Genomic DNA, 22978 nt, shown 5'->3' with positions numbered 1-22978 from the left:
CAGCGCCTGATGCGCTGGCTGTGGTTCGCACTGGGCTGGCTGATGGTGGGGCTGGGGGTGATCGGCGCGCTGCTGCCGGTGATGCCCACCACCATCTTCCTGATCCTGGCGGTGGGCTGTTTCGCACGCAGTTCGCCGAAGTTCGAGCAGCGCCTGCTGGCCCACCCGCGCTATGGCCCGTCGCTGCGCCTGTGGCGTGAACAGGGCGCGGTGTCGCGCAAGGGCAAGGCCTTTGCCAGCGCCGGCATGGCGGTGGGCTTTGCCGTGTTCTGCTGGGGTGCACACCCCTCCTGGCGCCTGCTGCTGGGCGTCGGCCTGTTCTTCGCGGTCAGCGCCGGCTATGTGCTCAGCCGCCCGGCGCCGCGCCCCGATCCTACGCCGCGCCTGCAGATGGACGCGGCCGACCTGCGTGCCGGCCGCCGCCGCGCCGCCCCTGATGCTGATGGACGTAATGACGATGCTGCCTGCTGACCTGGCCCCGATGGCCCCTTCCGCGCTGACTCCCTGGGCCATGTACCTGGCCGCCGACATGGTGGTCAAAGCGGTGATGATCGCCCTGGCGCTGGCCTCGCTGGCCACCTGGACCGTGCTGCTGGCCAAGGGCTGGGAACTGCAGCGACAGGCCCGCGCGCTGCGCGCGGCGCGTACGCGGTTGCTGTCTGCGCCGCAGCTGCCTGCAGACTCGCATGACGACGCCACGCTGGGGCAGGGTACGGCCGCCGCCATGCTGCTGGCCGCCCGCACCGAACTGCAGTTGTCCACCGGGCTGGCGGACCGCGCAGGCATCAAGGAACGCGTGGCCTCGCGCCTGGACCGCATCGAACTGGACACCGCGCGCGTGCAGCGCCGCGGTATCGGCGTGCTGGCCAGCATTGGTGCAGTGGGCCCCTTCGTGGGTCTGTTCGGCACGGTGTGGGGCATCATGAACAGCTTCATCGGCATTGCCCACAGCAACACCACCAATCTGGCCGTGGTGGCACCGGGCATTGCCGAGGCCTTGCTGGCCACCGCGCTCGGCCTGGTGGCCGCGATCCCGGCGGTGCTGGTCTACAACCACTTCAGTCGCGTGCTGGCCGGCCTGCGCGGCCTGCTGGGCGATCTTTCGGCGGGCGTGCAGCAACTGGTCTCGCGTGATCTGGACCGCGCTGCGCAGCGCGGCATCGGCTGAGGCGGGCATGGCGATCAGGACCGCGTCCGAGCGCGACGACACGCCTGAAGAGGCGCACGAGATCAATGTCACGCCCTTCATCGACGTGATGCTGGTGCTGCTGATCATCTTCATGGTGGCCGCACCGCTGGCCACCGTGTCGGTGCCAGTGCAGTTGCCGACCAGCAGCGCGCAGGCCGCGCCCAGCGAGCAGGCACCGGTGTATGTGACCGTGCAGGCCGATCTGTCGCTGCGCGTGGGCGAGCAGGCGGTCACGCGCGAGGATCTGGCAGCGGCGCTGCAGGCCGCGACCGGGGGTGACACCGGGCAACGCATCCATCTGCGCGCCGATAAACAGGTGGCCTACGGTGAGCTGATGGCCACGCTGGATGCGCTGCGCGCTGCCGGCTACCTGAAAGTGGCGCTGGTCGGGCTGGAGCAGGGCGCCCGATGAGCGGACTGCGGCGCTGGGCGACCAGCCTGGCGATCGTGCTGCTGGCACATGCGCTGTTGATCGGCGTGGCCTGCTGGTGGGCGGCACGCGTATCGGTGCAGCCCCCCGTGGCGGCGCCGGCGGCCTTGATGCTGGAACTGGCGCCGATGGCACAGGCCCCGCCTGTGCCGCCGCGCGAGGTCGCCAGCGGGCCGCTGCAGCAGCAACAGCAGCGGCAGGCAACGAAGCCGGTGCAGCACCAACAGCCGCAGGTGCCCGTGCAGCCGCAGGGTGATCTGCCGCCGCCGCGCGCGCCGCAGCCACGCCCGTCGCCGGACACCGCCGATGCCAACGTCGCGCAGACCAGCGCGCCGCCGCAGGTCGCCGCCGATGCAGGGACGCGTTACGCCGCGCCGCAGACCACGGCGGGGCAGCCCAGTACCGCCAACGCCACCTGGCAGGGTCTATTGCTGGGCCATCTGCAGCAGCACCGGCGCTATCCACGGCAGTCCGAACGCCTGCGCCAGCAGGGTGTTGCGTATGTGCGTTTCGCGGTGTTCCGCAATGGCCGGGTGACCGCGGCGCGCATTGAACGCAGCAGTGGCCACGCGCTGCTGGACCAGGAAACGCTGGACACCGTTGCGCGCGCCAGCCCGGTTCCGGCGCCGCCGGCGGAGGTGGCCGGCGACCCGGTGCAGGTGATGGTGCCGGTGTCGTTTTTCCTGCGCGGGCGGTAGCCGCATCCACGCATGGCGTGGATCTACTACGGGGTCGGATCCGCCGGGGTCGGAGCCCTTTCCGCCGGTAGAGTCGAGCTTGCTCGACTGCTCTTGCTGGCAAGGCCAAAAGCAGTCGAGCAAGCTCGACTCTACACGTCGGTTCCCGCAGGGCGTTACAGCAGCGGCACCAGCAGCAGCGCCACGATGTTGATGATCTTGATCAGCGGATTGATCGCCGGCCCGGCGGTGTCCTTGTACGGATCACCTACGGTATCGCCGGTCACTGCGGCCTTGTGCGCCTCGCTGCCCTTGCCGCCGAAGTGGCCATCCTCGATGTACTTCTTGGCGTTGTCCCAGGCGCCGCCGCCGGTGGTCATGGAAATGGCCACGAACAGGCCGGTCACGATGGTGCCGATCAGCAGGCCGCCCAATGCGCGTGGCCCCAGCAGCAGGCCGACCACCACCGGTACGGCCACCGGCAGCAGCGAGGGCACGATCATTTCGCGGATGGCCGAGCGGGTCAGCATGTCCACCGCTTTGTCGTACTGCGGCTTGCCGGTGCCCTGCATGATGCCGGGGATGTCGCGGAACTGCCGGCGCACTTCCTCCACCACCGCGCCGGCTGCGCGGCCGACCGCCTCCATCGCCATCGCGCCGAACAGGTAGGGAATCAGGCCGCCGATCAGCAGGCCGATGATCACCGTGTGGTCGCTCAGGTCGAAGCGGAATTCCTGGCCGGGATTGGCCGCCTGCAGGTTGTGGGTGTAGTCGGCGAACAGCACCAGCGCGGCCAGGGCCGCCGAGCCGATCGCATAGCCCTTGGTGACGGCCTTGGTGGTATTGCCCACCGCGTCCAGCGGATCGGTGATGTCGCGGATCTCCGAGGGCAGCTCGGCCATTTCGGCAATGCCGCCGGCGTTGTCGGTGATCGGACCGTAGGCGTCCAGGGCCACGATCATGCCGGCCATCGACAGCATCGCGGTGGCGGCGATGGCGATGCCGTACAGGCCGGCCAGCGCGTAGGCGCCCCAGATTGCCGCACAGACGGCTACCACGGGCAGGGCGGTGGATTTCATCGAAATGCCGAGGCCGGCGATGATGTTGGTGCCATGGCCGGTGGTCGAGGCCTGCGCCACGTGCTGCACCGGCTTGTACTGGGTGCCGGTGTAGTACTCGGTGATCCACACGATCAGGCCGGTCAGCACCAGGCCGATCAGCGCGCAGCCGTACAGGGCAATCGGCCCGTGCACGTTGTCGCTCATCAGCCCGGTGGTGATCGGATAGAACGCGATGGCCGCCAGCACGCCGGACACGATCACGCCCTTGTAGAGCGCGCCCATGATCGAGCCGCCTGGCTTGACCTTCACGAACAGCGCACCGATGATCGACGCGATGATCGACACGCCGCCCAGCACCAGCGGATACAGCACCGCGTTGGCGCCGGCTTCGCTCAGCATCAGGCTGCCCAGCAGCATGGTGGCGATGACGGTGACCGCGTAGGTTTCGAACAGGTCGGCGGCCATGCCGGCGCAGTCGCCCACGTTGTCACCCACGTTGTCGGCGATCACCGCGGGGTTGCGCGGGTCATCCTCGGGAATGCCGGCTTCCACCTTGCCGACCAGATCGGCGCCGACGTCGGCGCCCTTGGTGAAGATGCCGCCACCCAGCCGCGCGAAGATCGAGATGAGCGACGAGCCGAAGGCCAGGCCCACCAGGGCGTGCAGGGCCTGGTCCATCGGCAGCCCCAGCCGCAGCAGCAGCGCGTAGTAACCGGCCACGCCCAGCAGGCCAAGGCCGACCACCAGCATGCCGGTGATCGCGCCACCACGGAACGCCACGTCCATCGCCGCGCTGATGCCGTGGCGCGCCGCTTCGGCCGTGCGCACGTTGGCCCGCACCGACACATTCATGCCGATGTAGCCGGCCGCACCGGATAGCACCGCACCGACGGCAAAGCCGATGGCCGTGTACCAGCTCAGGAACACGCCCACCAGCACGAACAGCACCACGCCGGCCACGCCGATGGTCAGGTACTGGCGGTTCAGATAGGCGCGTGCGCCTTCCTGGATCGCCGTTGCAATGGCGACCATGCGTTCGTTGCCGGTGGGTTGGCGCAGGATCCAGCGCGCCGAGACGATGCCAAACAGGATGGCGAGGACAGCGCAGCCCAGCGCCAGTGACAGCCCATGACGTTCCAGCATTAGACCCCTCCGCAGATTGGATGATGAGCATCCAGTGGCGATGAACTTCACCACGAAGGGGACGACGGGCTGCAGCCTGGAACCAACCCGTGCCGACCATGGCGGTCGTCCAACGTATGGCGGTGTTCAGCATTCCCTGGTGCCCGCAGTATGCGTCCCTCTGCGCCCGGATGGTAGCGCCGGGCCATGCCCGGCGAGCGCAGCGGCGCTTGTTGTGACCCGCAGGCCCAAGCCCTTTGCACCCCGTTAAGCCACGCTCTGCAAGCCTGCGCACAGTCCCGTAGGAGAACTTCCATGCGCCTTCCCCTGTTGATGATCGCCGTGCTGGCCCCTGCATTGCCGGCGCTCGCGGCCGAAACGCCGGAACTGCAGCGCGCCGTGGGTGCACCGCAGGCCGTGGGCGCCACGCACACGCTGCGGCAGATTCCCGAAGCCTGCGCGCGGCTGGAAGGCGCTTTCACCGGGCAGGCGGCCGAGCCGTATCGCTTCGCCGCCGTGCGCACCAGCGAGCAGTGCCAGCCACGCGCGCGCTTCGTCGATTACGCCAAGGCCCAACCCAGTGCAGACAAGGGCTGGAAGCTCAATGATGTGATCCGCGTGCCCAATGCCGCCTGCCCGGCGCAGCAGGCCGTGGTGCGGGTGTGGCGCCTTCCGGTGAACAACACCCAGGCGCTGGATGGCCAGGGCCAGTCGCGCATCTATCTGGAAGAGGCGAAGAAGCAGGCCGCCGCCGGCAAGATCCCGCAGGTGACGATGTTCGCCGCGCAGCTGCAGATGGAAGGCAAGGCCTGCCCGTAGACCGCGGGGTCAGAGCCCGTTGCAGGCAACGGGATCCGACCCCGGTTCGGTACGGGTTTCTAGCCTTCGAACGCGGACAGCTTCTTCTTCACCGCCACGTTCTTCAGCGTTACGTACTTGGGCAGGCCATCGCTGCCATAGGGCAGCGGCGCTTCGCCCTTGATCAGCGGCGACAGGTAAGCGCGCGCCTTGGCGGTGATGCCGAAGCCATCGCGGCGGATGAAGCCGGCCGGCATCTTCTTTTCATGGTTGGCGATCTTCGACAGCGGCGCCGCTTCGATCTTCCAGCGGTACGGCGCATCGCTGCTGCGCACGATCACCGGCATCACCCCGTTCTGGCCCTTCAACGCCAGCTGCACGGCCGCCTTGCCCACCGCCTGCGCCTGTTCCCAGTCGGTCTTGCTGGCCAGGTGGCGGGCCGAGCGCTGCAGGTAGTCGGGCAGTGCCCAGTGCACCTTCAGGCCCAGCTGGTCCTTCACCCGGCCCGCCAGGTGCGCGGCCACGCCGCCCAGCTGTGAATGCCCGAACGAATCCTTGCTGCCGCCGGCATCGGCCACGAAGCGGCCGTCGGCGGTGGCGATGCCTTCGGAGGCCACCACCACGCAATAGCCCACCCGTTCCACCACCGCCTTCACCTTGGCCAGGAACGCGGCCTCGTCGTAGGCGCGCTCGGGCAGCAGGATGATGTGCGGGGCTTCATCCTCGCCATTGCCGGCCAGGCCGGCGGCGGCGGCCAGCCAACCGGCATGGCGGCCCATCGCCTCGTAGATGAACACCCGGGTGGAGGTCTCGGCCATGGCCGCCACGTCCAGCGCCGCCTCGCGCACCGACACGGCGGTGTACTTGGCCGCCGAACCGAAGCCGGGGCAGGTATCGGTCACCGCCAGATCGTTGTCGATGGTCTTGGGCACGCCGATGCAGGTCAGGTCATAGCCCGACGCCTTGGCCAGCTGCGAGACCTTCAGCGCGGTGTCGGCCGAATCGTTGCCGCCGTTGTAGAGGAACCAGCGCACGTCATGCGCGCGCAGTACCTCCAGCAGGCGGTCATAGCGGGCGCGGTCGGCGTCGAGGGATTTCAGCTTGAAGCGGCACGAGCCGAAGGCGCCGCCCGGGGTGTGGGCCAGCGCGCGGATGGCCGCGGCACTTTCCTTGCTGGTGTCGATCAGCTCTTCGCGCAGGGCACCGAGGATGCCGTTGCGCGCCGCCAGGACCTTGATGCCCTTGGCCCGGGCCTGCTCGATCACGGCCGCCGCCGAGGCATTGATGACAGCGGTGACGCCGCCAGACTGGGCGTAGAGGAGGGTGCCGTTGCGCATGCTTCTACCTGCTGGTACGAGTGGACATTGCAGGGACATTACCCGGATGCGGTAAAGTGGCGCTATTGCGGTGCAGCGATACCGGCCCGTCCGGTGCGCGAACCTTCTTTGTTTTCAACACGTTGGAGTCAGGTCAATGCGATTGGTTCTGTTGGGACCGCCCGGTTCGGGCAAGGGGACGCAGGCGACGCGCCTGAAGGAAAAGCTGGGCATCGCCCACATTTCGACCGGTGACATGCTGCGCGCTGAAATCGCCGCGGGCTCGGAACTGGGCAAGCAGGCCAAGGCGGTGATGGATGCCGGCAACCTGGTGTCGGACGACATCCTGCTGGGCATGCTCGAGTCGCGCCTGACCCAGGCCGATGTCGCCAAGGGCTTCATCCTGGACGGCTACCCGCGCAACGTGGCCCAGGCCAATGCGATGGACGGCCTGCTGGCCAAGATCGGCAAGCCGCTGGACGCCGTCGTGCAGCTGGACGTGGCCACCGAGCTGCTGGTCGAGCGCATTGCCGGCCGTGCCCAGGAGCAGGGCCGTGCCGACGACAACCCCGAATCGGTGCGCCAGCGCCTGCAGGTCTACAACGACCAGACCGCCCCGGTGGTCGACTTCTACGCCGGCCGTGGCACCCTGGCCCGCGTCGATGGCGTGGGCGAGCTGGACGAGATCGAAGCCCGCATCCTGGCAGCGATCCAGCACTGAATCCGTCGGGCCGGCCATGCCGCCGGCCCCTTCGGGTACAAAAACACAGGCCTGATCCTTGCGGATCAGGCCTGTGTCGTTTCATAGGCGCCAGCGGAAGGCTTGCTCAAGGCCCCGCAGCATGAGCTCCCTTGGGGATGGCCTCTTGGGGAGTAGGACCGGTTCGGGTACTGCGGCTGGCGTTCTGAATTGTGTACGGGTTCACATAACATCGCTATCAGGAATTCCCCGACAGACGATTGGACTTTTCTCATAGTGGATGTAGGACTTGTCTGACCCTGATGCTGACAATGGCCCGATACAGCCGTGATCGGTCACAATCCCCGCTCATGAGCAACGTACATATCCTTGCAATCGCCGGCACCTTCATGGGCGGCGTGGCCGCGCTGGCGCGGGAACTGGGCCACGCGGTCAGCGGCAGCGACCAGGCCATCTACCCGCCCATGTCCACCCAGCTGGAACAGCTGGGCATCACCCTGGACCAGGGCTACCGGGCCGACAGCGTGCCCGCCGGCACCGACCAGGTCGTGGTGGGCAATGCCCTGTCGCGCGGCAACCCGGCCGTGGAAGCGGTGCTGGACCAGGGCCAGCGCTACATCTCCGGCGCGCAGTGGCTGGCCGAACAGGTGCTGCCGGGCCGGGACACGCTGGCCGTGGCCGGCACCCACGGCAAGACCACCACCACCACCATCCTCACTTGGCTGCTGGAAAGCGCCGGGCGCGCGCCGGGCTTCCTGATCGGCGGCGTTGCCGAAGATTTCGGCGTATCGGCGCGGGTAGGCCAGGGCCGCGAATTCGTGGTCGAGGCGGACGAGTACGACACCGCCTTCTTCGACAAGCGCAGCAAGTTCGTGCATTACCGGCCGCTGGTGGCCATCCTCAACAACCTTGAGTACGACCACGCCGACATCTTCCCCGACGTGGCCGCGATCCAGCGCCAGTTCCACCATCTGGTGCGGACCGTGCCCGCGCGCGGTTGCCTGATCGTGAACGGCGAGGACCGCTACCTGGCCGAAGTGCTGGCGATGGGCTGCTGGACCCCGGTCGAGCGCTTCGGCTTCGACCCGTCGCTGGAATGGCATGCCGAACTGCTGGCCGCCGATGGCAGTGCCTTCCGCGTGCACCACCGCGGCCAAGCGCTGGGCGATGTGCAGTGGTCGCTGCTGGGCCGCCACAACGTGCTCAACGGGCTGGCCGCATTGGCCGCCGCGCATGCCGTGGGCGTGGCCCCGGCCGAGGTCATTCCGGCCCTGGCGCGCTTCAGCAGCGTCAAGCGCCGCATGGAAGTGATCGGCAGCCACGACGGCATCACCATCTACGACGACTTCGCCCACCACCCGACCGCGATCGCCACCACTCTGGAAGGCCTGCGCGCCAAGGTCGGCGATGCACGCATCGTGGTGGCCATGGAACCGCGCAGCAATTCGATGCGGCTGGGCGCCCATGCGCAGGCGCTGGCGCCGTCGCTGGCGCTGGCCGACGAAGTGGTGTTCCTGCACCGCCCGGAACTGGCCTGGGACGCCGCCGCGGTGATCGCCGCGGTGCGCGGCACGGCGCACGCGGTGCCCGATACCGACGCGCTGCTGGCCCGCCTGCAGGCCGACGTGCGCAGCGGCGACCACGTGGTGTTCATGTCCAACGGCGGCTTCGACGCCGCGCCGCGCCGGCTGCTGGCCGCGCTGCAGGGCCGATGAGCGCCGATACCGCGCTGCCGCTGTTCCCGCTGCACACCGCGCTGGTGCCGGGCGCGGTGCTGGGCCTGCGCGTGTTCGAACGGCGCTACCTGGACCTGGTGCGCGACTGCGGGCGCAGCGGCGAAGGCTTCGGCGTGTGCCTGATCCTGGACGGCCAGGAAGTGGGTGAGCCGGCCATCCCGGCCGCCTACGGCGTGCAGGTGCGCATCGAGGATTTCGACGTGGGCGCCGACGGCGTGCTGCAGCTGCGGCTGCGTGGCACCCGCCGCTTCCACGTCGAGCGCACGCGGGTGCGCGACAACGGCCTGGTGGTGGCCGACGTACGCTGGTGCGACGAGGATCCCGATGACGAGCTGCGGCCGCAGCACGCGCTGCTGGCCACCGTGCTGGGGCACATCATCGAACAGGCCGGCGAGGCTTATGCACCGGCCACGCCGGCGCTGCTGGACCAGGCCAGCTGGGTGGGCTGGCGCCTGGCCGAACTGCTGCCGCTGGCCGAACAGCAGCGCCTGCAGCTGCTGCAGCTGGACGACCCGCACCAGCGCCTGCAGCAGCTGCTGGGCTGGATGCCGTAAACCGCGGCGTTTGGTAGGTGCGCACCTTGGTGCGCACGCTCGGTGTGCCATCCACGCATGGCGTGGATCTACCGGATGCCGTAGAGGCCTGCGTTTGGTAGGTGCGCACCTTGGTGCGCACGCTCTGCGTGCCATCTACGCATGGCGTAGATCTACCGGATGCCGTAAAGCCCTGCGTTTGGTAGGTGCGCACCTTGGTGCGCACGCTCGGCCTGCCATCCACGCATGGCGTGGATCTACCGGATGCCGTAGAGGCCTGCGTTTGGTAGGTGCGCACCTTGGTGCGCACGCTTTGCCATGCCCGGCGGCTCCATCACGGCTGCGTCTGCAATCTCAACACCGGCAACCCGGTTTCGCGGTGCACATCCTCGCGCTGCGGCAGGCCCTGCACGGCGTCCTTCACCGCGTTGAACGCCGGATCGACGCCGCGCACCGGGTGCCACATGCCGATCCACTCGAAGTGCCGTTCATAGCGCAGGGTCTGCGCACTGCCCAGCCAAAGCGGCACCGCGCCGGGCTGCAGCTGCATCGGCGCCGGCCACAGGCGCAGCACGTAGCGCTCATCCGGGCGCGCGCCCTGGCGCACCATCAACAGCGCTTCCACCCGCGTATCCAGCGTGGCCGGCAGCACCGGCAGCTGCTCGGCGCCGGTGTTCTTGTCCAGCATCAGCAGCGCTTCTTCCCAGCCGGCATGGACCTGCACCTGCCAGCCGCGGGCTTCAAGCTGGGCCTGCAGCGGTGCCAGCGGGCCAGCCACCTGCACATCCAGCGGCCAGCGCTGGTCATCGTCGAATTCATTGCGGCGCGCCGGCAGTGTCGCCCAGCCCTGTTGCCACCAGGCCTGCCGATCCATCGCCAGCGGTGCCGGCAGCGCCGGTTCAAAGCGCTGCAGCTTCACCGGAATATTGCGCGGCGCGTACCACATGGCCGCCAGCGCGAACACGCCGTAGAACAGCCAGGCCACCGGCTTCACCCAGAACGAGCGGTTGAAGCGGCGGCGGTAGGCGATGCCCAGCACCAGCAGCCAGAACGTGCCGAACAACATGCCGCCGATCACATCGCTCAGCCAGTGCGCGCCCAGGTACAGGCGGGCAAAGCCGATCAGGCTGACCACGATGCCCGACACCAAGTAGGGCCAGACGCGCGTGCGCCCGGGCATTTCGCGTGCGATCAGCACGGCGAAGAAGCCGAAGGTGATGGTGGCCATGGTGACCGACACCGACGGGAAGCCGAAGCCACTGCTGGCATCCAGCGGGCGCACCACGTCCACCGTGGCGCCCAGCAGCATGGTCAGGGCCAGGCCGAAGGCCAGCGCCGCCAGCCAGTGCGCGGCGGCCATCCAGCGCCGGCGCCACACCAGATAGCCCATGCCGGCGGCCGTGGCCGGCAGCAGTACCTGCCAGGCACCCAATGAGGCCAGTGCGGCCATCGGGTAGTCGGCCAACGGGTTGCGCAGGGCCAGCATGGCCTGGTGCACCCACAGATCGACGGCCAACGGTTCGCCATGTGCCACCACCACCGTCAACAGCGCGAACCAGCCCCAGCCCAGCACCAGCAGCATCAGTGCCAGCATGGCCAAGGGCACCGATTCGCGGCGCTTGGGGTCGAGCACGCCCACGGTGTAGCGGCCCAGGGTGGGGTGGCGGTTGGACCAGTCCAGCAGACGGGCCAGCCAGTGGTCCATGCGCGCGGCCGACCAGCGGTAGCCATACAGCACCAGCGCCCAGACCACGCCCATCAGCACCACCAGCAAGCCGATGACCACTACCAGCCGGCCGGCGACGGCAGCGACGGCATCATAAGCTTCACCCAGCACCCAGCCGGGCGCCAGGAACAGCAGTGCCCAGGAAATGCTGGCGATGCCGCTGGCCTGCACGTAGCGGCTGGCTGGCATGTTCATCATGCCGGCGATGGCCGGCACGAACGGCCGGATCGCGCCGACGTAGCGGGCCACCAGGATGCTCTTGAACGCATTGCGGCGGAACAGGTTCTCGCCGCGATCCAGCAACTGTGGGTAGCGGCTGAACGGCCACACGCCGCGCAGGCGGTCGCCCCAGCGGCGGCCGATCCAATAGCTGATGCCGTCACCGGCGAAGGCGCCCAGTGCCGCCGCCGCCACCGCATACGGCCCGGAAATCTGCCCCAGGCCGATGAACACACCCACCGCGAACAGCAACGGCAGCGCCGGCACGATCGCGCCCAGAATGATGACCGCATCGCAGAAGGCGATCAGAAAAATGACCGCGCCCGCCAGTACGGGGTGAGCGGCAATCCACGCAAGCGTGGCGTCGATCCATGAAGAGTCCATTGCACGATTATAGAGGCGTGAAGGTGACTGGTTCCCAGCCGCTTCGTGACCGTTTGCAACCACCGCCATCGCCTAGAATGGCCGCATGCCGTACACGCCCGACGCTCCATCACACGCTTTGAAGGCCGACAGCTTCGGCCGCATCCTGCTGATTGAAGGGCCGCAGGGCCGTTTCGTGCGCCGCGATCTGCGCGCCACGCCGCTGTGGCTGCGTCTGCCGGCCTGGTGGTTGGCCCGTCGCGAAGCGCGCGCGCTGCAGTACATCCACGGCATGGCCGACGTGCCGCAGCTGCTGGCCTGGAACGGCCACCACCTGGACCGCAGCTTCATGGCCGGCGACGCCATGTACCAGCGCCCGCCGCGCGGCGACGTGGCCTGGTTCCATGCCGCGCGGCGCCTGCTGCAGCAGCTGCACCGCCGTGGGGTCGCGCACAACGACCTGGCCAAGGAAGCGAACTGGCTGGTGACCGAGGACGGGCGACCGGCGCTGATCGACTTCCAGCTGGCGGTAATCGGCCACCCGCGCTCGCGCTGGATGCGCCTGCTGGCGCGCGAGGACCTGCGCCACCTGCTCAAGCACAAGCGCATGTATTGCCGCCAGGCGCTGACCCCGGTGGAAAAGCGCGTACTGAAGCGCACCTCGTGGGTACGCGAGCTGTGGTTTGCGACCGGCAAACCGGTCTATCGGTTCGTGACCCGGCGCATCCTGCATTGGGAAGACAACGAGGGGCAGGGGCCCAAGCCGTGACCGCAGCGCGTGTGCGGACACGCGCGCCTGGTGCTGGCAGCGTGCTCGCGGGGCAGTTGGCCGGCGCCGATTTCGTGCATGCCTGCCAGGCGCACACCCGGCGCAACGGGCGCACCGCCCTGCAGGCCTACCGCGACATGGCCGCGACCATTCCCGCCTGGTTCGATGGGCTGATGGCCCTGCGCAACCGCGGCATGGCCCTGCTGGGCATGAAAGACCTGGGCTCGCTGCGCGCGGTGCAGGCCGCCGCAGCCCCACGACCGGGCCAGCGCCTGGGCATCTTCACCCTGCAGTCGCTGGATGACGATGCCATCGTACTGGAAGACGACGATCGCCACCTGCGCGTGCAGCTGGCCCTGCAATGGCAGGGCGATCTGCTGGAAGTGGCCGCCGTGGTGCACACCCACAACGCCTTCGGGCGTGTGTACATGCTGCCGGTCGCGCCGGTGCACCGCCTGATCGTGCCCTACCTGCTGCGCCGGCAGGTGCAGGCGTACCGCTGACGGCGAATGCCCAATCGCGCCGCACTATGCCCGGCGGTTCGGTAGATCCACGCCATGCGTGGATGCAGCAGTAGATCCACGCCATGCGTGGATGCTGTGCAGCAGTCGAGCAAGCTCGACTCTACGGCCCCGTCGCGGCCCGGCGATGTCATGGGGCGGCGGGTACCAGCTGCTGGCCGATGAAGTTGCGCTGTCCGTCGAAATCGTAGCCGATCTGCAGATGGCCCACGTCAGGGCAGGCATGGCAGTCGCGCAGCGGCGTGCGGTACAGCAGACGAATGCCGCCACCGTCCAATGGCGCGGTGCCGGCGGCCTGTGCCGGCGGGAACGGGGTGGCCTGCGGGTTGGCCTGCAGCACCGCCTGCACGCCTGGGTCTGCACGCAGCGCATCATCCAGCTGCACGGCATCCACATCGATCCGCTTGCCGGATGCATCGACCAGGCGCGTGCCTTCGTTGGTATTGGCGCGGAACGGGTAGGCCACCGTGGCCACGCCCAGGCCGTCGTGCTCATGCCAGGCGGTCACGTAGGCCAGCTCGCCGGCGCTGGACAGCTGGCCGGCTGCGGCAACGGCATCGGCACTGGCCCCGCCATCGCGCATGGCCTTGGCCAGGCAGTCGCGGGTGGCCGCGGTGTCGCCCTGGCGGCAGGCATTCAGGTCGCCATCCCACACCACCGCTTCGCTCCAGCGCAACGACCCATCGGCGGCCTTGGCGGCGGCAGGCGCGTCGTCGCCGGCCGATGCAGCGCCGGGTTCCGGCGGGCGACCCTGGCAGGCGGCAAGCAGGGCCAGGCCCAGGGCAGGCAGCAGCAGACGGGAACGGCGCATGGCGTACACCTCGTGCGTTGACCGGGGCGCCAGTATCGTCAACGTGCGGTGAACTCCGCGTCGGCGCGGCATACTAGCGGCTCATTGCATACGCTGGAGTGTGGAACGTGGGCAGTCTGCAGGGCAAAACCCTTTTCATCACCGGCGCCTCGCGTGGCATCGGCCTGGCCATCGCACTGCGCGCGGCGCGTGACGGCGCCAACGTGGCCATCGCCGCGAAGTCGTCGGTACCCAACCCGAAGCTGCCGGGCACCATCCACAGCGCCGCCGAAGCGGTCACCGCCTCCGGTGGCCAGGGGCTGGCGCTGAAGTGCGACATCCGCGAAGAAGACCAGGTGCAGGCCGCCGTGGCCGCGGCCGTGGATACCTTTGGTGGCATCGACATCCTGGTCAACAACGCCAGTGCCATCTGGCTGCGCGGCACCCTGGATACGCCGATGAAGCGCTTCGACCTGATGCAGCAGGTCAATGCACGCGGCAGCTTCCTGTGCGCGCAGGCCTGCCTGCCGTACCTGCTGCAGGCGCCCAATCCGCACATCCTGACCCTGGCGCCGCCGCCCAGCCTGGACCCGAAATGGTGGGCGCCGCACACCGGTTACACCCTGGCCAAGATGGGCATGAGCTTCGTCACCCTGGGCCTGGCCGCCGAGTTCGGCCCGCAGGGCGTGGCGGTGAATGCGCTGTGGCCGCGCACCGTCATCGCCACCGATGCGATCAACATGATTCCCGGTGTGGATGCGGCCGGCTGCCGCACGCCGCAGATCATGGCCGACGCCGCGCATGCGGTGCTGGTGCGGGAAGCGGCTGGTTTCCACGGTCGCTTCCTGCTCGATGACGAGGTGCTGGCCGAAGCGGGCGTGACCGATCTGTCCGGCTATGCGGTCGATCCATCGCGCGCCCTGCTGCCGGACCTGTTCCTGGACTGACGCGCGGCAGCCGATCTGCGGCAGGCGTCAAGGATCGCGCCTGCCACGGATCGCTAGAATGTCCGGCTGGAACCGATTTCAACAAGGATGTGATTGCATGAAGACGCCACTGCGTTCTGCAGCGCTGGTCGCTGCCCTGTCGCTGGCACTGGTCGCCTGCGGCAAGTTGCCCGGCGCTGCAGGCCCTGCCGAACACAACGGCCATGCCGATGCCGAGGACGCGTCGGCCGATGTATCGGACGCCGACGCGGCCGAGCTGGCAATGACCACCAAGCTCAACGCCTATATCGACTGCTACAACGATGTGGACAGTGGCCTGCACCAGGGCATCGACTACTACACCAGCTGGATGGCCGACCCGAAGGCCGGCCCGAGCGGTCGCGAGGATCGCCCGATCGGCCCGCCGGACCTGACCGCCGCCGACCTGAAGAACTGCGAGTCGAAGATCGCCACCGCACGGGCTGCACAGCCGCCGCTGCCGGTGCTGGATGCCGCCGCCCAGCAGTACCTGGACAGCCTGCATGCGCTGCAGCCGCTGGCCCATGCAGGCCACGACTACTATGCGCGCGAGGACTACCAGGACGATGACTTCGCCCGTGGCAAGGACATGCATGCGCCGCTGATGACCGCGCTGATGACCTTCGCCGAACACAGCCAGGCGTTCAGCAACGCGCTGGAAGCGCAGAACATGGCCGAGCAGAACGCAGCGCTGGAGGCAATGAAGCAGCGCGGTGAACTGACCCGCGAGTACTACCGCATGGCGATGATGCGCGACGCCAAGGCGCTGATCGACGTGATGGCCGAAGACCGCTTCGACGTCGCCCAGGCACAGACGTTGCTGGATGCGTTCAACCGCATTTCCGACGAAGCACATGCCGCCGTGGGCGAACAGGAGCCGGGGCGCATGCAGTGGAACAGCTTCGAGCATGAGGCGGAAGTGTTCCGCCGCGATGCGAAGTGGCGCCTGGAACGCGTGTCCGGCAAGCGTCCCTTTACCGACATCGAAAAGAAGTGGCTGGCGCAGGGTTCGGATATTCCCAGCGGTTCGCCGGGCAAGTTGCTGCAGGCGTACAACGTGCTGGTGGATGAGAGCAACCGGCAGTAAACGATTTCCTGCTGACGTATGTGGCACGGCCAGATGCGTCAGTTCGATGCGTGATCCCCGCAGCGCCCGCGTTTGCGAGCAATCGGGCGTCATCCAGGTGCAGCGCGGCCCGCGACCGGGCACGCTGGCGCCCCGTTTTTCTGTATTGCCTGAGGAGTTTCCATGCGTGTTTCCCGTGTTTCCGCCCCCGTGCTGCTGGCTGGCGCGATGATCGGTCTTGCCGCCTGCGGTCCCGGCGGCGGCGCTCTGGTTGCCGACCGGAGCGTGGACAAGATCAATGCCTACATTGCCTGCTACAACGGCGTCGAAGCACCCGTGCGCGAGGGCTTCCAGACCTATACCGGCTGGATGGCCGATGCCGCCGCCGGCCCGACCGGCAAGGAAAAGCAGCCCCGTTCGCCGGGCAAGGTGCCGTCGCACCGGGTGGAGTACTGCGCGCAGCCGCTGACCGCCGCATTGGCGTTGACCCCGGCCACGCCGATGGACGCTGCGGTACGCGATTACCAGCAGTCGTTCCAGGCGCTGAACGTGCTGATCGAACAGGCCGATGGCTACTTCACCCGCGAGGAGTACCGGCGCGACGGTGGCGAGGGCCTGCGCGCCCAGCACGGGCCGTTGATGCAGGCTTACGCAGGGTTCTTCGAGGCCAGCGACGCGCTGGATGTTGCACTGGAAAAGAGCGAGCAGGAACGCCGTGCCGTGCAGCTGCAGCAGATCGAAGACAGCGAAGGCCGGTCGTTGGCCTACTACCACCTGCGCATCGTCGGCGACGGCAAGCAGCTGGCGCTGGCCTTCCAGGCCGAGGCCCCCGACCTGTCGGCGCTGCGCACGCGCCTGGCCGAGTATCAGGGCCTGATCAAGGAAATCGAGGAAGCTGGTGTCGGCAAGGACAACCCGATGTGGGGCCACGTACGGCGTTCGGCTGACAAGCTGGTGCGCAGCGCCGGGCGCGGGGTGGAGCGCCTGAGTGAAGGCAAGCCGATTACCGCCGAAGCGCTGGCCGCCGAGCGCAAGGCCTCCGGCAGCTGGCTCACCTCCGATCCGGAAGGTGCGCAGTCGACCATCATGGAGGCGTACAACGACCTGGTCACCACCAGCAACCGCATGCACTGACCAGACCGTCAAGCAGCGTCGGGCCATGCCCGGCCGCTGCGATCAACGGTTGAAGGTATCGGGAATGGCGTGGCCGCAACGGCGGCAATGCCGCGCATCGGGTTCATGGCCTTCCAGCCCGCAGTGCGGGCAACCGCGAGCGTCGCGGCGCGCAGCCAGTTCGGCTTCGCGCATGCTGCTGGCCAGTTCGGCGGTGTAGATGCCGGTGGGCACGGCGATGATGCTGTAGCCGATCAGGATCAGCACCGAGGTGACGAAACGGCCCAGCACGGTCTGCGGCACGATGTCGCCGAAGCCGACCGTGGCCATGGTCACCACCGCCCAGTACATGCTGGCCGGGATATTGCTGAAGCCGTGCTCGGGGCCTTCGATCACGTACATCAGGGTGCCGGCGATGATGGTGATGGTGATGACCGTGAACAGGAACAGCAGGATCTTGCGCCGGCTGCGCCACAGCGACTGCAGAAGGATGCCGCTTTCTTCGATGTAGCGGGTCAGCTTCAGGATGCGGAACACGCGCAGGATGCGCAGCGCGCGCACCACCAGCAGGCTCTGTGCGCCGGGCACGAACAGCGACAGGTAGGCGGGCAGGATCGACAGCAGGTCGATGATTCCCCAGATGCTGACCGCATAGCGCAGCGGGCGCTTCACCACCGCCAGGCGCAGCAGGTACTCGATCGTGAACAGGGAGGTGAAGACCCATTCGATCACGTACAGCCCATCGGCCCAGGCCACGTGCAGATGCTGCACGCTGTCGATCATCACCACCAGGATGCTGGCGATGATCGCCACCACCAGGATCAGGTCGAAGTTGCGCGAGGGCCGGGTGTCGTGCCGGTAGATGATGTCGAACCAGGTGCGGCGCCAGCCGGACGCGGTGGCGGGGTTCAGTTGGGGGGCGGAAAACGGTCGCATCGGTGCATTGTGCCGCAGGGTCTGGGGGGCGAGAATGGGGGTTCCTGAATCGTGCCCACTGCCATGACCGCCGCTACCGATCCGCTGATCTCCCTTTCGCACTACTACCTGCCGGTCTACAAGCCCCGCCAGGTCGTGTTGGAGCGAGGCCAGGGCGCCCGCGTGTGGGACAGCCAGGGCCGTGAATTCATCGACCTGGCCGCCGGCATTGCCGTATGCGGCCTGGGCCATAACGACCCGGACCTGACCGCCGCCCTGGTGGAACAGGCCGGCAAGCTCTGGCACACCAGCAACGTGTTCTACAGCGCACCGCCGCTGCACCTGGCCGAAGAACTGGTGAAGGCCAGCCGCTTCGCCGAGCGCGTGTTCCTGTGCAATTCCGGCGCCGAAGCCAATGAAGTGGCGATCAAGATGGTGCGCAAGTGGGCGTCCAGCCAGGGCCGCCCGGCCGACAAGCGCGTCATCATCACCTTCCGCGGCAGCTTCCACGGCCGCACCCTGGGCGCGGTGACCGCCACCGCCCAGCCGAAGTACCAGGAAGGCTACGAGCCGCTGCCCGGTGGCTTCCGGTACATCGATTTCAACGATGAAGTGCAACTGGAAACCGCGATGGCCGCCGGCGACGTGGCCGCGGTGATGCTGGAGCCGATCCAGGGCGAGGGCGGGGTGATGCCGGCCAAGTCCGGTTTCCTCAAGCGCGTGCGCGAGCTTTGCGACCAGCACAACGCATTGCTGGTGCTGGACGAGATCCAGGCCGGCATGGGCCGCACCGGTACCCTGTTCGCGCATTGGCAGGACGATGTGGTGCCGGACATGGTCACCCTGGCCAAGGCGCTGGGTGGCGGCTTCCCGATCGGCGCCATGCTGGCCGGCCCGAAGGTGGCCGAAACCATGCAGTTCGGCGCCCACGGCACCACCTTCGGTGGCAACCCACTGGCCGCTGCGGTGGCGCGGGTGGCGCTGCGCAAGCTGGGTTCGGCCGAGATCGCCGCCAACGTCAGCCGCCAGTCGAAGGCGCTGCGCGATGGGTTCGCCCGCATCAACGAGGAGTTCAACATCTTCAGCGATGTGCGCGGCCGCGGCCTGATGCTGGGCGCCGTGCTGAACAAGGATTTCGCCGGCCAGGCCGGTGCCATCCTGGACCACGCCGCCGACCAGGGCCTGCTGACCCTGCAGGCAGGCCCGGACGTGCTGCGCTTCGTGCCGTCGCTGAACATCACCGATGAAGAAGTGGCCGAGGGCCTGAAGCGACTGCGCGCGGCCATCGCCGCGTTCGTCGCCGCGCGCTGAGTCGCACTGCCTGATGATGGGGTCAGAGCCCTCTCATACGAGAGGGATCTGACTCCGATCATGGCCCAGGGGTCGGATCCCTCGCCCACGGCGAGGGCTCTGACCCCGGATCATCGTATCCCGTAGCGCTTCAACACCTTCCCCAGCCCGCGCCCGTCGCGCACGGTCTCGGCGTGCAGCCCGGCCGCGCGTGCGCCGCGCACGTTGACGAACAGGTCATCGACGAACAGCGTGTGGCCTGGATCGGCATCCAGCCGCTGCAAGGCGCGCTTGAACACCGCCGGGTCCGGCTTGCGGCCGCCCAGCATGCCGCTGCACAGCACGCGCGGCTGCAGGCGCGCGTGCAGGTCCGGCACCAGTTCCGGCAGCACCTGCGCCATCAGTGGTCCGTTATTGGTCAGCACCGCCAGCGGCAGGCCGTCGTCCAAGGCCAGCAAGCGCTGCACCACCGCCACCTGCGGCCGGCACGCGGCCCGGCGTGCGGCGATCCAGGTCGGCACATCCACGCTGACATCCAATGCATGGCCCAGCTGTGCCAGATAGTCCTCGGTGCTGACCTGCCCGGCGTCGTAGGCGGTTTCCAGCCCACTGTCGAACAGCGCGGCCTGCACCTGCGCGGTGCTGCGCTGCAGGGCCTGCGCCAGGTACAGCACGCGGCGCGCGCGCTGGTACTGCAGCAGCACGCCATCCACATCCAGCAGCAACAGTCGAATCTCCATGCCTGCAGCATGCCTGAGCCTGAGCCTGCGCACCGCATGCGACACCCTGTCGCAGCACGTGCGCGCGGTCACTGCCTAGAATGAAGACGACTTGGCAGGAGATGCATTGATGAAGGCTTGGGGCGTGGCAATTGGACTGGGTGCGCTGCTGTTCGCACCGGCGGCAATGGCGCGGGTGTGTGCGGTCAGCATCGACAGCACCGACCAGATGACCTTCAGCAGCCGGCAGATCAAGGTGGCAGCCGACTGCAGCGAAGTGGACCTGACCTTGCGCCACACCGGCAAGCTGGCGGCCACCGCCATGGGCCACAACTGGGTGCTGACCCGCACGGCCGATTACCAGCCGGTGGCCCTGGCCGGCATGCGCATGAGCCTGGCCGACAGCTACCTGCCCAAGGCCGACAAGCGGGTGCTGGCGCATACCAAGGTGATCGGCGGCGGCGAGACAACGCGCGTGCGGTTTTCCACCAAGGGCCTGCAGAAGGGCGGTGATTACACCTTCTTCTGTTCCTTCCCGGGGCACTTCGCGATGATGAAGGGCAGCTTCGTCTTCGGTTGATGCCGTTTGTAGAGTCGAGCCATGCTCGACTGCACGCGTGCCAACCAAGGTTGGCACCTACCAGGCAACAGCGGTGCCAACCAAGGTTGGCACCTACCAGGCAACAGCGGTGCCAACCAAGGTTGGCACCCACCAGAGAGCGGGAGGTCGTCCCCCCGAGGCCGCTTACCCCTTTGCGGCCTTGAACGCGATGCGTGCGGCGGCCAGCGTGGCCTCGATCACCGCATCGTCGTGCGCGCTGGACATGAACCCGGCTTCGTACGCCGACGGCGCCAGGAATACGCCCTGGTCCAGCATGGCGTGGAAGAAGCGGTTGAACGCCGGAATATCGCAGGCGATGGCCTGGGCATAGGTCTCCACCTTTTCGCTGGTGAAGAACAGACCGAACATGGCGCCCACCTGGGTGGTGGTCACCGCCACGCCGGCTTCGGCGGCCGCTGCTTCCAGGCCGGCGCACAGGCGTGCGGTGCGCTCGGCCAGGTCGGCATGGAAGCCCGGCTGCGACACCAGCTCCAGCATGGCCAGGCCGGCGGCCATCGCCACCGGATTGCCGCTGAGCGTGCCGGCCTGGTAGATCGGGCCGGCCGGTGCAATCTGCTGCATCAGGTCGCGGCGGCCACCATAGGCACCTACCGGCATGCCGCCGCCGATGATCTTGCCGAAGGTGGTCAGGTCCGGGGTGATGCCGTAGTGCGCCTGCGCACCGCCCAGGGCCACGCGGAAACCGGTCATCACTTCGTCGAAGATCAGCAGCGCACCGTGCTGCGTGCACAGCGCGCGCAGGTGCTGCAGGTAGCCCTCGCGCGGCGGAATGCAGTTGGCGTTGCCCACCACCGGTTCGATGATGAGGCCGGCGATCTCGCTGCCCTGCGCCTCGAACAGCGCGGTGGCCGCTTCGAAATCGTTGTAGGGCAGGGTCAGGGTCAGTTCGCTCAGGCCCGCCGGTACGCCCGGTGAGGTCGGCACGCCCAGGGTCAGCATGCCGCTGCCGGCCTTGACCAGGAACGAGTCGCCGTGGCCGTGGTAGCAGCCTTCGAACTTCACGATGCGGTTGCGGCCGGTGGCGCCGCGCGCCAGGCGGATGGCCGACAGCGTGGCTTCGGTGCCCGAATTGACCATGCGCACCATTTCGCACGACGGCACCAGCCGGGTGATGGTCTCGGCCATGGTCACTTCGGCCGCGCACGGCGCACCGAAGGACAGGCCGTTGTCGATCGCCCGCTTCACCGCGTGGCGCACGGCCGGGTGGTTGTGGCCGACGATCATCGGGCCCCACGAGCCCACGTAGTCGATGTAGCGGTTGCCGTCCACGTCGTACAGGTAGGCACCGTCGGCGCGTTCGACGAAGAACGGTTCGCCGCCCACCGACTTGAACGCGCGCACCGGCGAATTGACGCCGCCCGGCAGCAGTTGCTGGGCGCGGGAGAACAGGGCGTGGGACTGGTCGTGGTTCATGGGGCTTTCCTGGGCATTACGCGAACTGGGCGAGGAAGGCGCGCTGGGTCGCGACCGGGTCCGGTGCGGCATAGATGCCGCTGACCACGGCCACCAGGTCGGCGCCGGCGTCGATGATGGGACCCACATTGTCCGGGGTCAGGCCACCAATGGCCACCCGCGGCACGCCCAGTGCGGCGGTTTGCCGCAGCAGGTCGGTGTGGGCGCGGCTGCTGGTGATCTTCGTGGTGGTGGGGAAGAAGGCGCCAAAGGCCACGTAGCTGGCGCCGGCGGCCACGGCCTTTTCGGCGTTGGCCACCTGGTCGTAGCAGGACGCACCGATGATGGCGGCCGGGCCGAGCAGGGCACGCGCGCTGGGAATGTCACCGTCGGTGCCGCCCAGGTGCACGCCGGCCGCGCCCACGGCCTGGGCCAGCGCCGGGTCGTCGTTGATGATCAGCGGCACGCCGTGTCCGGCGCACAGCGCCTGTAGGGCGGTGGCCTGTTCCAGGCGCAGCGCATCGCTGGCGGTCTTGTTGCGGTACTGCAGCCAGGTGGCGCCGGCGGCCAGCAGCGGCGCGGTGCGTGCCAGCAGGCGCGCAGTATCGGCCTCGTCCGGGGTGATCAGGTAGACGCCGCGGGGCGCCGGGGAAGCTGCGTTCATGGATGGCTACCGGTAGAAGGGCCGCGGTGGGACAATGACGGCCAGTGAATCCAGCGTTGATTATCCGATGAGCGATGCCACCCCCACCACCTTGCGCACCTGGATGTGCGTGGTCTGCGGCTTCATCTACCGTGAGGCGGACGGGCTGCCGGAAGAGGGCATCGCCCCGGGCACGCGCTGGGAGGACATTCCCGAGACCTGGACCTGCCCCGATTGCGGGGTGACCAAGGACGATTTCGAGATGGTCGAGATCGATTGATTGGGGCGCCGCCGGGCATGGCC

At 68.2% G+C, this 22978-nt stretch carries 24 protein-coding genes; 16 read left to right on the top strand and 8 right to left on the bottom strand.

The features are described 5' to 3' along the window. The first annotated feature begins 9 nt into the window (after nt 1-9). The 4 genes from C1933_RS16120 to C1933_RS16105 are packed head-to-tail and all read left to right on the top strand — an operon-like array spanning nt 10 to nt 2317. Nucleotides 10-471 carry a YbaN family protein gene (locus C1933_RS16120; RefSeq protein ID WP_108754062.1) on the top strand — a complete coding sequence of 154 codons (462 nt, stop codon included), beginning with the start codon at nt 10-12 and terminating at the stop codon, nt 469-471. Continuing rightward, nucleotides 458-1168, top strand: coding sequence for a tonB-system energizer ExbB (gene exbB, locus C1933_RS16115; RefSeq protein ID WP_234414547.1), 711 nt, complete (start codon nt 458-460; stop codon nt 1166-1168). The genes C1933_RS16120 and exbB overlap by 14 nt, the downstream gene beginning before the upstream one ends. A 7-nt stretch (nt 1169-1175) precedes the next feature. After that, complete coding sequence (exbD, locus tag C1933_RS16110) at nt 1176-1601, top strand: TonB system transport protein ExbD (protein WP_108754871.1); 426 nt, start codon at nt 1176-1178, stop codon at nt 1599-1601. Next, nucleotides 1598-2317 carry an energy transducer TonB gene (locus tag C1933_RS16105; protein ID WP_108754061.1) on the top strand — a complete coding sequence of 240 codons (720 nt, stop codon included), beginning with the start codon at nt 1598-1600 and terminating at the stop codon, nt 2315-2317. Before exbD ends, C1933_RS16105 begins: the two co-directional genes overlap by 4 nt. 155 nt (nt 2318-2472) lie before the next feature. On the opposite strand, the gene C1933_RS16100 is transcribed toward C1933_RS16105, so the two are convergent. After that, nucleotides 2473-4500, bottom strand: coding sequence for a sodium-translocating pyrophosphatase (locus C1933_RS16100; RefSeq protein ID WP_108754060.1), 2028 nt, complete (start codon nt 4498-4500; stop codon nt 2473-2475). A gap of 294 nt (nt 4501-4794) precedes the next feature. On the opposite strand from C1933_RS16100, the gene C1933_RS16095 reads away from it, so the two are divergent. Then, nucleotides 4795-5298, top strand: a complete 504-nt coding sequence (locus C1933_RS16095; RefSeq protein ID WP_108750626.1) for a hypothetical protein — start codon at nt 4795-4797, stop codon at nt 5296-5298. Nucleotides 5299-5357: 59 nt separating this feature from the next. Here C1933_RS16095 and C1933_RS16090 read toward each other — a convergent pair whose 3' ends face one another. Next, on the bottom strand, nt 5358-6614 hold the full coding sequence (locus C1933_RS16090; RefSeq protein ID WP_108754059.1) for a 6-phosphofructokinase: 1257 nt from the start codon (nt 6612-6614) through the stop codon (nt 5358-5360). A 136-nt stretch (nt 6615-6750) separates the two neighbouring features. Between C1933_RS16090 and C1933_RS16085 the strand changes: the two genes are divergently transcribed. The 3 genes from C1933_RS16085 to C1933_RS16075 all read left to right on the top strand — a co-directional run bounded on the left by C1933_RS16085 (nt 6751) and on the right by C1933_RS16075 (nt 9583). After that, nucleotides 6751-7314, top strand: a complete 564-nt coding sequence (locus C1933_RS16085) for an adenylate kinase (protein WP_108750628.1) — start codon at nt 6751-6753, stop codon at nt 7312-7314. 329 nt (nt 7315-7643) lie between these two features. Further along, nucleotides 7644-9008 (top strand): UDP-N-acetylmuramate:L-alanyl-gamma-D-glutamyl-meso-diaminopimelate ligase, encoded by a 1365-nt coding sequence (gene mpl, locus C1933_RS16080; RefSeq protein ID WP_108754058.1) that lies wholly within the window; start codon nt 7644-7646, stop codon nt 9006-9008. Beyond that, complete coding sequence (locus C1933_RS16075; RefSeq protein ID WP_108754057.1) at nt 9005-9583, top strand: LON peptidase substrate-binding domain-containing protein; 579 nt, start codon at nt 9005-9007, stop codon at nt 9581-9583. Before mpl ends, C1933_RS16075 begins: the two co-directional genes overlap by 4 nt. Before the next feature lie 313 nt (nt 9584-9896). Here C1933_RS16075 and C1933_RS16070 read toward each other — a convergent pair whose 3' ends face one another. After that, the gene (locus tag C1933_RS16070; RefSeq protein WP_108754056.1) at nt 9897-11891 is read right to left on the bottom strand and encodes a bifunctional DedA family/phosphatase PAP2 family protein; all 1995 of its coding nucleotides are present in this window, start codon (nt 11889-11891) and stop codon (nt 9897-9899) included. Between the two features lie 85 nt (nt 11892-11976). Between C1933_RS16070 and C1933_RS16065 the strand changes: the two genes are divergently transcribed. Beyond that, the gene (locus C1933_RS16065) at nt 11977-12639 is read left to right on the top strand and encodes a serine/threonine-protein kinase (protein ID WP_108754055.1); all 663 of its coding nucleotides are present in this window, start codon (nt 11977-11979) and stop codon (nt 12637-12639) included. Next, a complete protein-coding gene (locus tag C1933_RS16060; RefSeq protein ID WP_108754054.1) occupies nt 12636-13142 on the top strand; it encodes a DUF2867 domain-containing protein in 507 nt (168 codons plus the stop codon). The genes C1933_RS16065 and C1933_RS16060 overlap by 4 nt, the downstream gene beginning before the upstream one ends. A 148-nt stretch (nt 13143-13290) precedes the next feature. Here the strand turns inward: C1933_RS16060 and C1933_RS16055 are convergent, their stop codons facing one another. After that, complete coding sequence (locus C1933_RS16055; protein ID WP_108754053.1) at nt 13291-13971, bottom strand: hypothetical protein; 681 nt, start codon at nt 13969-13971, stop codon at nt 13291-13293. A gap of 107 nt (nt 13972-14078) precedes the next feature. Between C1933_RS16055 and C1933_RS16050 the strand changes: the two genes are divergently transcribed. The 3 genes from C1933_RS16050 (at nt 14079) to C1933_RS16040 (ending at nt 17115) form a co-directional block, all read left to right on the top strand. Continuing rightward, on the top strand, nt 14079-14897 hold the full coding sequence (locus C1933_RS16050) for an NAD(P)-dependent oxidoreductase (protein ID WP_108754870.1): 819 nt from the start codon (nt 14079-14081) through the stop codon (nt 14895-14897). A gap of 97 nt (nt 14898-14994) precedes the next feature. Next, nucleotides 14995-16002, top strand: coding sequence for a YiiG family protein (locus C1933_RS16045; RefSeq protein ID WP_108754052.1), 1008 nt, complete (start codon nt 14995-14997; stop codon nt 16000-16002). Between the two features lie 162 nt (nt 16003-16164). Next, entirely contained in the window at nt 16165-17115 is a 951-nt protein-coding gene (locus tag C1933_RS16040) for a YiiG family protein (protein WP_108754051.1), read from the top strand. A 42-nt stretch (nt 17116-17157) separates the two neighbouring features. Here the strand turns inward: C1933_RS16040 and C1933_RS16035 are convergent, their stop codons facing one another. Next, entirely contained in the window at nt 17158-18030 is an 873-nt protein-coding gene (locus tag C1933_RS16035; protein ID WP_108754050.1) for an ion transporter, read from the bottom strand. A 63-nt stretch (nt 18031-18093) separates the two neighbouring features. Between C1933_RS16035 and C1933_RS16030 the strand changes: the two genes are divergently transcribed. Further along, complete coding sequence (locus C1933_RS16030) at nt 18094-19320, top strand: acetylornithine transaminase (protein ID WP_108754049.1); 1227 nt, start codon at nt 18094-18096, stop codon at nt 19318-19320. 110 nt (nt 19321-19430) lie between these two features. On the opposite strand, the gene C1933_RS16025 is transcribed toward C1933_RS16030, so the two are convergent. Continuing rightward, complete coding sequence (locus C1933_RS16025; RefSeq protein WP_108754048.1) at nt 19431-20039, bottom strand: HAD-IA family hydrolase; 609 nt, start codon at nt 20037-20039, stop codon at nt 19431-19433. Nucleotides 20040-20148: 109 nt separating this feature from the next. On the opposite strand from C1933_RS16025, the gene azu reads away from it, so the two are divergent. Beyond that, nucleotides 20149-20598, top strand: a complete 450-nt coding sequence (azu, locus tag C1933_RS16020; RefSeq protein ID WP_108750995.1) for an azurin — start codon at nt 20149-20151, stop codon at nt 20596-20598. Nucleotides 20599-20763: 165 nt separating this feature from the next. On the opposite strand, the gene hemL is transcribed toward azu, so the two are convergent. Then, nucleotides 20764-22053 carry a glutamate-1-semialdehyde 2,1-aminomutase gene (gene hemL / locus C1933_RS16015; RefSeq protein ID WP_108754047.1) on the bottom strand — a complete coding sequence of 430 codons (1290 nt, stop codon included), beginning with the start codon at nt 22051-22053 and terminating at the stop codon, nt 20764-20766. A gap of 16 nt (nt 22054-22069) precedes the next feature. After that, entirely contained in the window at nt 22070-22696 is a 627-nt protein-coding gene (thiE, locus tag C1933_RS16010; RefSeq protein WP_108754046.1) for a thiamine phosphate synthase, read from the bottom strand. Nucleotides 22697-22730: 34 nt separating this feature from the next. On the opposite strand from thiE, the gene C1933_RS16005 reads away from it, so the two are divergent. After that, nucleotides 22731-22955, top strand: a complete 225-nt coding sequence (locus C1933_RS16005; RefSeq protein WP_108750992.1) for a rubredoxin — start codon at nt 22731-22733, stop codon at nt 22953-22955. Nucleotides 22956-22978 lie beyond the last annotated feature (23 nt).

Source organism: Stenotrophomonas sp. ZAC14D2_NAIMI4_6, from assembly GCF_003086875.1.
Taxonomy (GTDB): domain Bacteria; phylum Pseudomonadota; class Gammaproteobacteria; order Xanthomonadales; family Xanthomonadaceae; genus Stenotrophomonas.
Note: the sequence above shows the minus strand (reverse complement) of the source record. Positions and strands in the feature narration are given on the sequence as shown.

Bases quoted from the DNA above. Each gene is read 5' to 3' on its own strand.
- exbB (WP_234414547.1), top strand. From the start codon at position 458: ATGCTGCCTGCTGACCTGGCCCCGATGGCCCCTTCCGCGCTGACTCCC.
- C1933_RS16095 (WP_108750626.1), top strand. From the start codon at position 4,795: ATGCGCCTTCCCCTGTTGATGATCGCCGTGCTGGCCCCTGCATTGCCG.
- C1933_RS16085 (WP_108750628.1), top strand. From the start codon at position 6,751: ATGCGATTGGTTCTGTTGGGACCGCCCGGTTCGGGCAAGGGGACGCAG.
- C1933_RS16065 (WP_108754055.1), top strand. From the start codon at position 11,977: ATGCCGTACACGCCCGACGCTCCATCACACGCTTTGAAGGCCGACAGC.
- C1933_RS16105 (WP_108754061.1), top strand. From the start codon at position 1,598: ATGAGCGGACTGCGGCGCTGGGCGACCAGCCTGGCGATCGTGCTGCTG.
- C1933_RS16040 (WP_108754051.1), top strand. From the start codon at position 16,165: ATGCGTGTTTCCCGTGTTTCCGCCCCCGTGCTGCTGGCTGGCGCGATG.
- C1933_RS16120 (WP_108754062.1), top strand. From the start codon at position 10: ATGCGCTGGCTGTGGTTCGCACTGGGCTGGCTGATGGTGGGGCTGGGG.
- C1933_RS16045 (WP_108754052.1), top strand. From the start codon at position 14,995: ATGAAGACGCCACTGCGTTCTGCAGCGCTGGTCGCTGCCCTGTCGCTG.
- C1933_RS16090 (WP_108754059.1), bottom strand. From the start codon at position 6,614: ATGCGCAACGGCACCCTCCTCTACGCCCAGTCTGGCGGCGTCACCGCT.
- C1933_RS16070 (WP_108754056.1), bottom strand. From the start codon at position 11,891: ATGGACTCTTCATGGATCGACGCCACGCTTGCGTGGATTGCCGCTCAC.
- C1933_RS16030 (WP_108754049.1), top strand. From the start codon at position 18,094: ATGACCGCCGCTACCGATCCGCTGATCTCCCTTTCGCACTACTACCTG.
- thiE (WP_108754046.1), bottom strand. From the start codon at position 22,696: ATGAACGCAGCTTCCCCGGCGCCCCGCGGCGTCTACCTGATCACCCCG.
- mpl (WP_108754058.1), top strand. From the start codon at position 7,644: ATGAGCAACGTACATATCCTTGCAATCGCCGGCACCTTCATGGGCGGC.
- exbD (WP_108754871.1), top strand. From the start codon at position 1,176: ATGGCGATCAGGACCGCGTCCGAGCGCGACGACACGCCTGAAGAGGCG.
- azu (WP_108750995.1), top strand. From the start codon at position 20,149: ATGAAGGCTTGGGGCGTGGCAATTGGACTGGGTGCGCTGCTGTTCGCA.
- C1933_RS16055 (WP_108754053.1), bottom strand. From the start codon at position 13,971: ATGCGCCGTTCCCGTCTGCTGCTGCCTGCCCTGGGCCTGGCCCTGCTT.
- C1933_RS16100 (WP_108754060.1), bottom strand. From the start codon at position 4,500: ATGCTGGAACGTCATGGGCTGTCACTGGCGCTGGGCTGCGCTGTCCTC.
- hemL (WP_108754047.1), bottom strand. From the start codon at position 22,053: ATGAACCACGACCAGTCCCACGCCCTGTTCTCCCGCGCCCAGCAACTG.
- C1933_RS16025 (WP_108754048.1), bottom strand. From the start codon at position 20,039: ATGGAGATTCGACTGTTGCTGCTGGATGTGGATGGCGTGCTGCTGCAG.
- C1933_RS16035 (WP_108754050.1), bottom strand. From the start codon at position 18,030: ATGCGACCGTTTTCCGCCCCCCAACTGAACCCCGCCACCGCGTCCGGC.
- C1933_RS16075 (WP_108754057.1), top strand. From the start codon at position 9,005: ATGAGCGCCGATACCGCGCTGCCGCTGTTCCCGCTGCACACCGCGCTG.
- C1933_RS16005 (WP_108750992.1), top strand. From the start codon at position 22,731: ATGACGGCCAGTGAATCCAGCGTTGATTATCCGATGAGCGATGCCACC.